This window comes from Streptomyces sp. NBC_00443 (genome assembly GCF_036014175.1).
Classification (GTDB): domain Bacteria; phylum Actinomycetota; class Actinomycetes; order Streptomycetales; family Streptomycetaceae; genus Streptomyces.
Map to the genome: position 1 here is coordinate 4410221 of NZ_CP107917.1, position 12987 is coordinate 4423207.

A 12987-nucleotide genomic window follows, 5' to 3' on the forward strand; every position below is an offset into this window, starting at 1 on the left:
AGCGTGCCCATAATGGGCCCCATGTCCCGCGAGCTCCCCATCGGCCTCACCCCGCCCGACTGGCTCGTGCGCAACCTCCGGGCCCACCCGGCCCCCGTCAACTGGCCCGCCGTGGTCCGGGCGGCGATCGCGCTGTCCCTGCCCCTGGCCATCGGGCTCGCCGTCGACCGCCCCGGATACGGCGCCCTCGCCTCGATGGGCGCCCTCAACGGCGTGATCAGCGACACCGCCTCCGCGTACCGCCTGCGCATCCCCACCATCGCGATCCCGCAGCTCTTCGGCGCCGTGGGCATCACCCTCGGGGCCCTGGTGTTCGGCCACGGCTGGGTCGCCGTCGCCGCCGTCACCGGCGTCGCGCTGCTGTCCGGGATGATCTCGACGATCGGCGCGGTCGCCTCCGTGTCGGGGCTGTTGCTGCTGCTGACGTCGGTGATCGGCGCGGGGCTGCCGCTGCCGGGCGAGTGGTGGATGGCACCGCTGCTGATGGCCGGCGGCGGGCTGCTCGTCCTGGCTCTGGCGCTGCTCGCCTGGCCGCTGCGGTCGGGGGTTCCGGAGCGGGCCGCGGTGGCGGACACCTACCGCGCGGTCGCCGAGCTGCTGGAGGTCGGCGGCAGCGACGGCGGCACCCTGGCGTACGACGCCGGCCGGCACGCCGTCACCCAGTCCCTGAACCAGTCCTACGACATCATCCTCGCCCACCGCGCCCGCCATCACGGCCGCAGCCCCGAACTCACCCGCTTGCTGGCCCAGTTGAACGCCATCACCCCGGTCGTGGAAGCCGCGCCCGCCGCCCGCCTCAGCGGCAGCCCCCTCCCGCCCGAGGTCCCGGCGGCGGTACGGCACCTCGCCTCCGCCGTGGAGACCGGCTACACCGGACCGATCGGGCTCGAACTGCCCGCGCCGACGACCGAGACCGGCCGCGCCGTCGACCACGCCCTGCGGCACGCCGCCGACGTCGTCGCCAACCCGGACGTCGACCCCCGCGGCATCGACGACCGCCTGGGCCGCCCGGCCGCCCTGAGCATCCGCGCCGCCCGCGCACTGCGGGGCGTCACGCTCTCCGCCGCCTCCTGGCGCTACGGCCTGCGCCTCGCCCTGTGCATCGGGATCGCCCAGGCGCTGGTGTCCCTCATCCCGGTCCCCCGCTCCTACTGGGTCGCGCTGACCATCACCTTCGTCCTCAAGCCCGACTTCGGCTCCGTCTTCTCGCGCGCGCTGCTGCGCGCCCTCGGCACGGTCGCCGGGCTGGTCATCGCGGCGGCGGTGCTCGCGGAAGTGCCGCGCGGCTGGTGGGACGTACCGGTGCTGTTCCTGCTCGCACCGCTGATCCCGGCGCTCACCCCGCGCGGGTACGGCTTCCAGACGGCCGCCATCACCCCGGTGATCCTGCTCCTGTCGGACGTCCTGAACCGCCAGGGCACCGCCCTGCTGCTGCCCCGCCTGGGCGACTCCCTCATGGGGTGCGCGATCGCCCTGATCGCCGGCTACCTGCTGTGGCCGGAGAGCTGGCACACGCGGGTCGGCGCCCGCCTCGCGGACGCGGTGCAGGACACGGCACGCTACGTGGAGGGCGCGTTCGGCCCGGACCCCGTGGACCCACCGGCCCGCGCCCGGATGCGCCGCGGCCTCTACCGCACCCTCTCCGCCATCCGCACCGAATTCCAGCGCGCCCTGACCGAACCCCCGCCCACCGGCCGCCGGGCAGCCGCCTGGTGGCCCCTGGTCGTCGCAGTGGAACGCATCGTCGACGCGACAACAGCGGCGAGGGTACGCGTGGCCCACGGCGCGACTCCACCGTCCACCACCGAGGCGACCCAGGTGGCCCGCCAGCTGAGAGAACTGGCGGAGGGCCTGCGCCGGGCGGAAACCCTGTACGAGGTCCGCACGGACCTGACCGGCCCGGAGGGCAGCGTCCTGGAGCCACTGCGCCAGGAGGTGGCGGCGGCACGCGCAATCGCCTCACCGCATGGAGGTTCCTGAGCGGCGGCCGACCCAGGGGCGCGGGGCTGTGTCGATCTGCGGCTCCGCCGCGTGGGCGCGACCAGCCACAACGCACCCGCAGCCGCCCGCAAGGACAAGCCACCCGAGCTATTGGGCGCACAGCACCCAGCCCAAAGCGGCGCGGCCACCCCGTGCAGGAGGGCGACCGCGCCGTGTGTGGGGGGTGGATCCTGGCCCGACTAGCGGGCAGCGGCCTTGTGCAGCGCCTTGTCCATCGCGGCAGCGAACCCGTTGGCCCACAGCTGCTCCACGCGGGAGCGCTCGTTGGCGTCCGGGTTGGGGTTCGTGCAGGACGGACCGGGACCGCCGCCCGACATCAGCTCACTGCACGGGCCCTCGTAGTGGTCCGGCAGACCCAGCACGTGCCCGGTCTCGTGCGCGGTGACGCGAGTCGAGTCGTACTCCTGGTTCTGCGCGTAGTCGAGGAAGATGTACCCGCTGCCGTGACCGTCGGTCGAGGCGTACGAGCCGCGCGGGTCGTTGCCCTCGCGGTAGGTGAAGTCGGCGTTCGAGCCCTGCTGGAGCTGGACGTTGGACACCGAGCTGTTCCATATCTGGGTGCTGCGGGATATCTGCGCGCTGAACGTGGGCGCCCCGGAGGCGTCGTAGACGACGGTGACGGCCGCGGCGCTGGGGTTCGCGGCGCGCTTCTCGGCGACGGACTTCAGGACCGCCTCGAAGAAGGCCCGACTGGCGTCGGACTCCGCGGACTTGGCGACGTAGCCGGCGGTGGCCGGGGTGTGGGCGGATGCCGCCGTGGCCGGGGCTGCCGTGCCCAGGCCGAGTGCCGCGAGGCTGAGACCGACTGCCGCGGCCGTACGGGCGGACGTGGATGTGGACATACGCATCGATGACTCCTAGGTGGGGGGTGAGTCGTCAAGGCGAGTGTCGGCGCCTGTGTGGCCGCTGTGATGATGGCAATCGGTGATAGCACGGCCCTATCGGGGCCCCAATTGGCGTACATCAGGGGGGATTTGTGCGGCTGGTGAAACCAGCGGTTCCGCTTTAGTCTCCGAGGGCATGGAGCTCGAGGTGAGACACCTCCGCGCGCTGTGCGCCATAGCCGACACCGGCAGTCTGCACCGGGCCGCCCGCCAGTTGGGCGTCGCCCAGCCATCGTTGAGCACGCAACTGCGACGGATCGAGCAGGAACTGGGCGGCGCGCTGTTCCTGCGCGCGCGAACCGGCTGCCGGCCCACGCCGCTGGGCCGGCTGGTCCTGAGCCGGGCCCGTCCGCTGGTGGCCGATATGCGTGCCCTGGTGGCCGAGGCGCGGGCGGCCGCGGTGGGCGGTCCGGAACTGCGGGTCGGCTCGACCGCGAGCAAGGCCCTGGCGGGCTGGCTGCGCCGGCTGCGCGGCCACGGCCAGGACCCCACCCTCCACATGAACGTCTCCCCCAACGCCCTGCTGCGCATGGTCGCCGACGGCCAGCTGGACGTCGCCTTCGTGCACGAGGTGGAGGGCTGCCCGCTGCGTATCCCGCCGGAGCTACGGCTACGCGTGTTGATGGAGCGCGAGCCGCAGTTCGTGTCGTTGCCGACCGACCACCCGGCCGTGGCGAAGTCCGAGGTCGCCCTGCGTGACCTGGCCGACGACCGCTGGATGGTCGACCCGACGGTCGACGGCGAGTGGGACGCCGTGCAGCGGATGTTCCGCGCGGCCGGCGTCAACCCCCATGTCCTGCACGGCGACTACTACACGGCCGACGCCCTGGTGGCCACCGGCGAGGTCGTCGCCGTCTGCCAGCCCACCCACGCCGACAGCCCCACGATGGCGGTACGGCGCCTGCACGGCGACCCGCTCGGCGTACGGCTCCTCCTCGCGGCCCGTACGGAGACGGACCTCGACGGGGTCTATCCCGCGCTGGAGGAGGCGTACTGGGAGGCGGCGCGGCAGGCGCCGGCGTACCGGGAGTGGCTGGAACACGACGGTGAGCGGCAGCCGCCGGTCCCAGCCCTCCCGTAATCCGGCGTCCGTGGGGGTCAGACGCCGATGTCGCAGCCGTCCTTGCGCCAGACCGCCACGACCGCCGGGCGGTTGATCTTGCCGGCACCGTCGGGCCAGGCGCTCAGCGGCTTCTCGGCCGTGGCGCCGTCGATCTCGCCCGGGTGCTGCACGGCGACGAGCACGCGGCGGTCCTGGATGAGCGGACCGCAGGTCTCCGCGCCCTTCGGCACCGTCAGGAACTGCTTGAGCTCACCGCGCCGGTCACCCCGGGTGGCGACACCGAAGAGGCCGTCGTGCGAGCCGAGCTGCGCGCCGTCGGTGGAGATCCACAGGTTGCCGTACGAGTCGAAGGCGACGTTGTCCGGGCAGGAGATCGGGGAGACACCGTCCTTCGGGTACCCGGCGAAGTAGGTGGCCGGGTCCTCCGGGTCACCTGCGACGAGGAACAGCGACCAGGCGAACCTGGTGCTCTCGGCCCGGTTCCAGCGCTCGGTCAGCTCCAGGATGTGCCCGTGCTTGTTGGCGTTGCGCGGGTTGGCCTCGTCGGGCTTGGCGTTCGTGCCGATGCCGCGGTTGGTGTTGTTGGTGAGGGCGACGTACACCTTGCCGGTGTGCGGGTTGGGCTCGATGTCCTCGGGCCGGTCCATCTTCGTGGCGCCGACCTTGTCACCGGCGAGGCGCGTGAAGACGAAGACCTCTTCCGCGCTCATCCCCTCGACGTGCGAGACAGCACCCCGGGCGGTCGCGGTGGCCAGCGGAATCCACTCACCGCTGCCGTCGAACTCGCCGTCGGCCGGGAGCTTGCCCGTGCCGTCGATCTCGATGGCCGGGGAGTCGCCGGTGAGCTTGGCGACGTAGAGCGTGCCCTCGTCGAGCAGCGAGAGGTTGTGCTCCCGCACAGCGCGCGAGCTGCCCTTCTTCATCCGCTTGCTGCCGACGAACTTGTAGAAGTAGTCGAAGCGCTCGTCGTCACCGGAGTAGACGACCGGACGGCCGTCGTCGGTCAGGCGCACGGTCGCGCCCTCGTGCTTGAAGCGGCCGAGCGCGGTGTGCTTGCGCGGCTTGGAGTCGGGGTCGTACGGGTCGAGCTCGACGACGTACCCGAAGCGGTGCACCTCGTTCGGCTCCTGCGCGACGTCGAAGCGCTTGTCGAAACGCTCCCACTTGCGCTCGGTGGTACCGGTGCCGATGCCGTAGCGCTTGTCCGTGGCGCGGGTGGCGTTGCCGAAGTACTGGTTGAAGTTCTCCTCGCCGTGCAGCGTGGTGCCCCAGGGGGTGACGCCGCCGGCGCAGTTGTTGAGGGTGCCGAGGGCCTTGCGGCCGGTCGGGTCGGCGGAGGTCTTCAGCAGGTCGGAGCCGGCGGCGGGGCCGGTGATCCGGAACTCGGTGGTGGCGGTGACGCGCCGGTTGAGCGGGTGGCGGGATACCGGGGTGAGCTTGCCGGTACGGTGCTCCGCCTCGACGACGACCGCGGACAGACCGTGCGCGGCCCAGGCGATCTCGACCTGCTCCTTGGTCGGGTTGGCGGCGTCGTAGCCGCGGAACATCAGGATCTCGTCGGTGTACTCATGGTTGGCGACGAGGATCTGGCGGCCGCGCTCGCCGGGGACCGGCAGCAGCGCGAGGAAGTCGCAGTTGTACCCGAACTGACCGGCCTGGGCCTTCGCGGTCTGCTTCGCCGGGTCGAAGGCGGGCGCACCGCGCAGGATGGGCTCGCCCCAGCGGATGACGATGTTCTGCCCGTATCCGTCCGGAATGGTCACGGTGTCGGCGGTGTTCGGCGCGACGGGGTTGAACCGCAGACCGCGGGCACCGCGGCCGAAGGTACCGGTCCGCTCGGTCGCGGCGGCGGCCTCGGCGGCCTCGGCCTTCGGCGCGGCGACGGTGGCGGAGGCGCCCACGGCGGCGGCCGCGGTGACGACGGCGGCGGCGCGCAGCGTCGTACGGCGGCTGACGGCCTCGGCGATCACGTCACCGACGTACGGGTTCGTGGTGGTGTTGGGTACCTCGTGGAAACAGGCGTCACCACACCGGAACCGGCAGGTCAGGGCGGCCCGGCCGCCGGGATGCGAGTCACTGTTCGTTCTGATGATCGGCAGCTGAATACGCATGGTTTTTTGTACTCCCCTTGCTTCCCCTTGAGTGCAGCGTGGGGGACGGTAGGGGCACGTTTGTGCGGGAGCGGGGCGACTGCATGAACTGGAGGTGAATCAGAGGTATCCGTACGGGAGTTGGGCCCGCGCCGCGGAATCGACGCGATGCAGCCCTTGACGTACCTCGACGGACGGAATCCTTCTGTGTCCGCCCCTCCCCAAGATCGCCATCTGGGGCCGCTAACCTTACGTGTCCGTCCTGGCCAGGGATCAACGGGCATCAACTCACGCGAAGGGTTGCGGACATGGGCATTCTCACTCTCCTGCGAAACGCATTCGGACGGTCACGCAAGGAGCGGACCACCGAAGCAGAGGGTGCGACTCCTTCGCCGGAACCGCAGCCGACGGTCCCGTCCCCCTCCCGGCCGGCCACGGCCCAGGTCCCGGAACCGCGCACGTCGGAGCCGCAGACGCCCGACGAGACGGACGACGAGCACGAGCTGGTCTCGGCCGCTTTCGACAACATCTCGGTGCCGAACCCGGCGGGCCCGTCGGAGGAGCAAGCAACCGACGAGACGGCGAAGCCGACGGCCACGGAGCAGCCGGTCCCGGCGAAGCCGACGGCCACGGAGGAGCCGGTCACGGCCGAGCCGACGGCCACGGCCGAGCCGGTCACGGAGACGCCGGTCACCGAGGAGCCGGTCACGGCCGAGCCGACGGCCACGGAGGAGCCGGTCACGGCCGAGCCGACGGCAACGGAGCAGCCGGTCACGGCCGAGCCGACGGCCACGGAGGAGCCGGTCACGGCCGAGCCGACGGCAACGGAGCAGCCGGTCACGGCCGAGCCGACGGCCACGGAGGAGCCGGTCACGGAGACGCCGGTCACCGAGGAGCCGGTCACGGCCGAGCCGACGGCCACGGAGGAGCCGGTCGCGGAAACGCCCGCCACGGCAGAGCCCGCCGCCGAGCCGGCCGAGGCCGAGAAGCCGGTCGCGGAAACCCCGGCCGCCGAAGAGCCTGTACCTGCGGAGGTGACCGAGGAGCCGGAGGCGGCGTCCGAGCCGGTGGTGGAGGAGCCCGAGGCGAAGGCCGCCGAGACCGCTTCCGAGCCCGTGGCCGCCGAGGCCGAGCCGGAGCCGGTCTCCGAGGTCACCCCGGCCGCCGAAGAGCCTGTCGCAGCCGCGGCCGCCGACGGCGGGGAAGCCCCACAGGGGCCACTCGCAGCCGACGACGAACCCGGTACGGGTGGTGCGGGTGGGAACAACGAGGCCGAAGGCGAAGCCGAGGCCGCACCCAAGGCCCCCACGGCCGACGACGAAACCGCCACAGAGCCCGAAGGCGAAGCCGGGACCCCCGTACCCACAACCCTCCGCACCGCCCACACCACCGCCGCAGCCACCCTCACCAAAACCAACCTCACCGGCACCACAGCGAAGCTCTACCTCGTGCTGGACCGCTCCGCGAGCATGCGCCCGTACTACAAGGACGGCTCCGCCCAGGCGCTCGCCGAGCAGACCCTCGCCCTCGCCGCCCACCTCGACCCCGAGGCCACCGACCCCAAGGTCCACGTCGTCTTCTTCTCCACCGAACTCGACGGCACCGGCGAACTCACCCTCACCGACCACGAGAACAAGATCGACGAGCTGCACGCGAGCCTCGGCCGCATGGGCCGCACCAGCTACCACGTCGCGGTCGAGGAAGTCATCGCCCACCACACCAAGACCGCCCCCGGCACCCCCGCCCTGGTCGTCTTCCAGACCGACGGCGCCCCCGACGCCAAGACCCCGGCCACCCACGCCCTCACCGAGGCAGCGAAGACCCACCCCACCGTGTTCTTCTCCTTCGTCGCGTTCGGCGACCCGGAGAACAAGGCCTTCGACTATCTCCGCAAGATGAAGCTGGACAACACGTCCTACTTCCTCGCCGGCGAGGACCCGAAGGAGCTCACGGACGCGGAGATCTACGAGGGCATCCTCGCCGGCTGGCGCCCGTAGCCACCGAAGATCACCCCGAACCCCCTGGCCGCCCCCTTCCCACCCCTCGAAATGGGAAGCGGGCGGCCCAGCCATGTCGGCTACGATTTCAAGGTTCGCAAAGCAACAAGAAGACCGACCTGGGAGCAGCCCCCGATGGCTCGACACCTCATCACCAGCGCCCTTCCGTACATCAACGGAATCAAGCACCTGGGCAACATGGTGGGGTCCATGCTCCCGGCGGACGTGTACTCCCGGTACCTCCGCCAGCGCGGCCACGACGTCCTCTACATCTGCGCGACGGACGAGCACGGCACCCCGGCCGAGCTGGCCGCCAAGGAGCAGGGCCTCCCCGTGGCGGACTTCTGCGCCCAGGCGCACGACGCCCAGAAGGCGGTCTACGACGGCTTCGCGCTGGCCTTCGACTACTTCGGCCGGAGTTCCTCCCCGCAGAACGTCGAGATCACCCAGCACTTCGCCCGCAAGCTGCACGAGAACGGCTTCATCGAGGAGCGGGCGATCCGCCAGGTGTACAGCCCCACCGACGGCCGCTTCCTCCCGGACCGCTACGTCGAGGGCACCTGCCCCCACTGCGGCTACGACAAGGCCCGCGGCGACCAGTGCGAGAACTGCACCCGCGTACTCGACCCCACCGACCTGATCGACCCGCGCTCGGCGATCTCCGGCTCCACGGACCTTGAGGTCCGCGAGACCAAGCACCTCTTCCTCCTCCAGTCCAAGCTGCAGAGCGAGGTCATGGAGTGGGTCGCCCGCCACGACGGCGTCTGGCCGCACCTGGCGTCCTCCATCGCCCACAAGTGGCTGACCGAGGGCCTGCACGACCGTGCGATCACCCGTGACCTGGACTGGGGCGTCCCGGTCCCGGCCGACACCTGGCCGGAGCTGGCGGCCGAGGGCAAGGTCTTCTACGTCTGGTTCGACGCCCCGATCGAGTACATCGGCGCGACGAAGGAGTGGTCGGACCTCGACCCGTCGACGCGTGACTGGAAGTCGTGGTGGTACGACGTCGACACCGACGTCCGCTACACGGAGTTCATGGCGAAGGACAACGTCCCGTTCCACACGGTGATGTTCCCGGCCACCGAGCTCGGCATCCGCGAGCCCTGGAAGAAGGTCGACTTCGTCAAGGCCTTCAACTGGCTGACGTACTACGGCGGAAAGTTCTCCACCTCGCAGAAGCGCGGCGTCTTCACCGACCAGGCCCTGGAGATCCTCCCCGCCGACTACTGGCGCTACTTCCTGATCGCCAACGCTCCCGAGTCGGACGACTCGTCCTTCACCTGGGAGCACTTCACGGCCACGGTCAACAAGGACCTGGCCGACACCCTCGGCAACTTCGTCAACCGCGTCCTGTCCTTCTCCAAGAAGCGCTTCGGCGAGGAGGTCCCGGCGGGCGCCGAGGCGGGCGAGGCGGAGGCGAAGCTGGGCGAGCAGATCGCCGAGCTCCTCGCCGAGTACGAGCAGCACATGGAGACCCTCCAGTTCCGCAAGGCGGCCGCCGCCCTGCGCGCCCTGTGGTCCGCGGGCAACTCCTACCTGGAGGAGAAGGCCCCCTGGCTGGAGATCAAGACCGACAAGGACGGCGCCGCCCTCACCCTCCGTACCGCGATGAACCTGATCCACCTGTACGCGGTGGTCTCGGAGCCGTTCATCCCGTCGTCGGCGGCCGCCATGCGCCAGGCCTTCGCCCTGAAGGACGACACGGCGACCTGGGTGAGCGCCGAGGAGGCCAGGTCCCTCGCGGCCGTCCCCGCCGGCACCCCCTTCACCGTCCCCCCGGTCCTCTTCGCCAAGCTCACGGACGAGGACCTGGCGGCGTACAAGGACCGCTTCGGCGGCGAAGGCGCCTGAATGACGTCCTAGATGACGTCCTAAATGACGTGAGGGGCGTCGCGCGACTGTGATGGAGTGAGGTCATGACGTACTACGTCACGACCCCGATCTACTACGTCAACGACGCCCCGCACCTGGGCCACGCCTACACCACGGTGGCGGCCGACGTCCTCGCCCGCTGGCACCGGCGGCGGGGCGAGGACGTGTGGTTCCTCACGGGGACCGACGAGCACGGCCAGAAGATCCTGCGGACCGCCGAGGCGAACGGCGTGCCGCCGCAGGTCTGGGCCGACCGGCTGGCCGAGGAGTCCTGGAAGCCGCTCTGGCAGCACCTGGAGATCTCCCACGACGACTTCATCCGTACGACGGAGAAACGGCACACGGACCGGGTGCAGGAGCTCTTCCAGGACCTGTACGACAACGGCCGTATCCGCAAGGGGAGTTACGAGGGCCCGTACTGCGTGGCGTGCGAGGAGTACAAGCTCCCCGGCGAGCTGATCGAGGCGGCGGACGGCACTCTGCTCTGTGCGATCCACAAGCGCCCGGTGGATCTCCTCAAGGAGGAGAACTACTTCTTCAAGCTCAGCGAGTACGGAGAGCGCCTCCTCGCCCACTACGAGGCCAACCCCGGCTTCATCCAGCCGGAGTCGGCCCGCAACGAGGTGGTGAACTTCGTCCGGGGCGGCCTTCAGGACCTCTCCATCTCCCGCTCGACGTTCGACTGGGGGGTCAGGGTGCCCTGGGACGACGCCCACGTCATCTACGTCTGGGCGGACGCCCTCCTCAACTACGCGACCGCCGTCGGCTACAACGAGAACCCCGAGAAGTTCGAGTCGACCTTCCCGGCCGACGTCCACCTCGTCGGCAAGGACATCCTCCGCTTCCACGCGGTCATCTGGCCGGCCATGCTGATGGCGAACGGTCTGCCGCTGCCGGGCCGGATCGCGGCCAACGGCTGGCTGCTCGTCGGCGGCGAGAAGATGAGCAAGTCCAACCTGACCGGCATCAAGCCACAGGACCTGACCTCGCACTTCGGCGTGGACGCGTACCGCTGGTACTTCCTGCGCGCGATCGCCTTCGGCCAGGACGGCTCGTTCTCCTGGGAGGACTTCTCCGCCCGCTACACCAGCGAGCTGGCGAACGACTACGGCAACCTCGCCTCCCGGGTGGCGGCCATGGTCGGCAGGTACTTCGGCGGCACGCTGCCCGCGTCGACGGCCCACGGCGAGGCCGAGCAGACCGTCCAGGAGGGGCTCGCCCGGGCCGTCGCGGAGGCCGACCGCAGGATCGGCGACGAGCTGGACTTCCAGGGCGGCATCCTGGCGGTCTTCGACTTCGTGAAGCAGGTCAACGGCTATCTGACCGAGCAGGAGCCCTGGAAGGTCGCCAGGACCGCATTTGATCATGCTGCTGACGCAGCGGGCTCACCGGACGGCCGGGCCCGTCTCGCGACCATCCTCTACACGGCCGCGGAGTCCCTGCGCGCGATCGCGGTGCTCCTGGCCCCGATCATGCCGGACACCTCCGCCAAGCTCTGGGACTCCCTGGGCGCGGAGGCCTCCCTGGGCCGCCTCCAGGACCAGAGGATCCAGGAGGCGGCCGACTGGGGGAGGCTCCCCGCCGGTACGACGGTCACCAAGGGTGCGGTGCTGTTCCCGCGGCTGGAAGAGCCGCCGACGACTACTTGAGGACCCCGGCGCCCGTCGTCGTCGCCAGTTCGTTCGCGAGGTTCTTCGCCGACGTCTGCAGACCCGCCGTGAGCGCCGGCTTCCAGTTCACCGTCGTCTTGATCTTCTTCGAGCTCGCGGCGTTGTAGGCGGCCACGATGTCGGTCGCGGTGCCGTTGACGAGGTTGCCGCCGCCCGCGATCGAGCCGGTGCCGTCGCCGCTCAGCAGCTTGGCCGCCTTGGCGCCGGACGGGAGCTTCCAGGCGTTGTGCTCGGCGACGACCTGGGCCTTGGCGCGGGAGTCGATGCTGTACTTCGGCGCGTAGCCGTTGAGCGTGGTCGTGTCGTAGAGGTTGTTGTAGAGGTGGATCTGGCCGATGCGGGCCAGGGGCGCCCGCTGCACGATCCCCTTCCACACGTTGTGGTGGATGGTGACCCGCAGCTTGCCGGTGCTGTCGGTGTCGCTGCTGCCGATCAGCATCGTCTTGTCGTGGTTGCTGAAGACGTTGCGCTCGACGGTCACCAGGTCGGAGCCGCCTGTGATGTCGAGGGCGCCGTCGTGGATCTGGTACTTGCGGCCGAAGTACGTCTTCAGCGACTTGTCGAAGACCGGCGCGTCCGTGAACGTGTTGTGGTCGGCCCAGACGTTCGTCGCGCCGCGCAGGGTCACGGAGTCGTAGGCCGAGTTCCACTCGCCCGCCGAGCCGTCCGTCGGGTCCCACTGCGGGAAGCAGTCCTCGGTGGCGGAGAACGTGAGGTTGCGGACGATGACGTTCTTCACGTTCTGCACCTGGAGGCTGCCGCCCGCGATGCCGGCGTTCGTGCCCGGGATGCCGATGAGCGTGGTGTTGGCGGGCACCCGGAAGACGATGTTCTTCTTCTGCTTCTCCGCGGCGGCCTTGCGGGCGTTCTCCTGCGTGCCCGACGGCGCCTTCTTGCCGTACGTCGCCGGGTCGTAGGCCTTGAGGTAGGCGGTGAGCGAGTAGCCGGTACCGGAGGCGTAGTCGGCGCAGGTCAGCTTCTTGCCGACGTCGCTGGTGCCGGCGTCGATGGTGCCCTTGACCTTGATGATCCGGGGCGTGGTGTCGGAGACCGAGCCCAGCGCCTTCACCAGCTGCGCACGGGTGCTGACGGTGTACACGTGCGCGGAACCGGCCTTCGAGCCGCCCGTCGTACCGGAGCCGGAGGCCGCCCACCCGTCCTTCGCGGGCAGGGGCTGGTGGTACAGGTCGACTGCGTCGGCACTCGCGTTCACCACAAGGACACCGGCACCGACACCGGCGGCCGCGAGTGCGGCGGTGGCGATGACGGTGCGGCGCCGACGCAGGGAACGGCGGTGGGAGGGGCGCTGGACGGGGCGGGGGGAATCGGATGCCACGAATGAGTCCTCGGATGCTTCGGTGGGGCTCGCACACCGGCGAGCGATCCCGCGTGAGCGGGCTTCCGATCCAT

Annotated in this window: 8 protein-coding genes; 5 read left to right on the plus strand and 3 right to left on the minus strand. The window is 70.5% G+C overall.

The genetic code is table 11. The features are described 5' to 3' along the window. Window positions 1–21: 21 nt before the first annotated feature. On the plus strand, window positions 22–1980 hold the full coding sequence (locus tag OHO27_RS19755; RefSeq protein WP_328425732.1) for an FUSC family protein: 1959 nt from the start codon (window positions 22–24) through the stop codon (window positions 1978–1980). 200 nt (window positions 1981–2180) lie between these two features. On the opposite strand, the gene snpA is transcribed toward OHO27_RS19755, so the two are convergent. Further along, window positions 2181–2849, minus strand: coding sequence for a snapalysin (snpA, locus tag OHO27_RS19760; protein ID WP_328425734.1), 669 nt, complete (start codon window positions 2847–2849; stop codon window positions 2181–2183). Window positions 2850–3021: 172 nt separating this feature from the next. Here snpA and OHO27_RS19765 point away from each other — a divergent pair, with 172 nt between their 5' ends. Continuing rightward, on the plus strand, window positions 3022–3966 hold the full coding sequence (locus tag OHO27_RS19765) for a LysR family transcriptional regulator (RefSeq protein WP_328425736.1): 945 nt from the start codon (window positions 3022–3024) through the stop codon (window positions 3964–3966). Window positions 3967–3983: 17 nt separating this feature from the next. Here OHO27_RS19765 and OHO27_RS19770 read toward each other — a convergent pair whose 3' ends face one another. Further along, entirely contained in the window at window positions 3984–6059 is a 2076-nt protein-coding gene (locus tag OHO27_RS19770; protein ID WP_328425738.1) for a PhoX family protein, read from the minus strand. A gap of 287 nt (window positions 6060–6346) precedes the next feature. Here OHO27_RS19770 and OHO27_RS19775 point away from each other — a divergent pair, with 287 nt between their 5' ends. The 3 genes from OHO27_RS19775 (at window position 6347) to metG (OHO27_RS19785) (ending at window position 11556) form a co-directional block, all read left to right on the plus strand. After that, entirely contained in the window at window positions 6347–8035 is a 1689-nt protein-coding gene (locus OHO27_RS19775) for a VWA domain-containing protein (protein WP_328425740.1), read from the plus strand. A gap of 135 nt (window positions 8036–8170) precedes the next feature. Further along, the gene (gene metG / locus OHO27_RS19780; RefSeq protein ID WP_328425742.1) at window positions 8171–9886 is read left to right on the plus strand and encodes a methionine--tRNA ligase; all 1716 of its coding nucleotides are present in this window, start codon (window positions 8171–8173) and stop codon (window positions 9884–9886) included. Between the two features lie 65 nt (window positions 9887–9951). Further along, entirely contained in the window at window positions 9952–11556 is a 1605-nt protein-coding gene (metG, locus tag OHO27_RS19785) for a methionine--tRNA ligase (protein WP_328425744.1), read from the plus strand. Here metG (OHO27_RS19785) and OHO27_RS19790 read toward each other — a convergent pair. Then, window positions 11549–12913 carry a pectate lyase family protein gene (locus OHO27_RS19790; RefSeq protein WP_328425746.1) on the minus strand — a complete coding sequence of 455 codons (1365 nt, stop codon included), beginning with the start codon at window positions 12911–12913 and terminating at the stop codon, window positions 11549–11551. The genes metG (OHO27_RS19785) and OHO27_RS19790 overlap by 8 nt on opposite strands. Between the last annotated feature and the right edge of the window lie 74 nt (window positions 12914–12987).

Bases quoted from the DNA above. Each gene is read 5' to 3' on its own strand.
- OHO27_RS19755 (WP_328425732.1), top strand. From the start codon at position 22: ATGTCCCGCGAGCTCCCCATCGGCCTCACCCCGCCCGACTGGCTCGTG.
- snpA (WP_328425734.1), bottom strand. From the start codon at position 2,849: ATGCGTATGTCCACATCCACGTCCGCCCGTACGGCCGCGGCAGTCGGT.
- OHO27_RS19765 (WP_328425736.1), top strand. From the start codon at position 3,022: ATGGAGCTCGAGGTGAGACACCTCCGCGCGCTGTGCGCCATAGCCGAC.
- OHO27_RS19770 (WP_328425738.1), bottom strand. From the start codon at position 6,059: ATGCGTATTCAGCTGCCGATCATCAGAACGAACAGTGACTCGCATCCC.
- OHO27_RS19775 (WP_328425740.1), top strand. From the start codon at position 6,347: ATGGGCATTCTCACTCTCCTGCGAAACGCATTCGGACGGTCACGCAAG.
- metG (WP_328425742.1), top strand. From the start codon at position 8,171: ATGGCTCGACACCTCATCACCAGCGCCCTTCCGTACATCAACGGAATC.
- metG (WP_328425744.1), top strand. From the start codon at position 9,952: ATGACGTACTACGTCACGACCCCGATCTACTACGTCAACGACGCCCCG.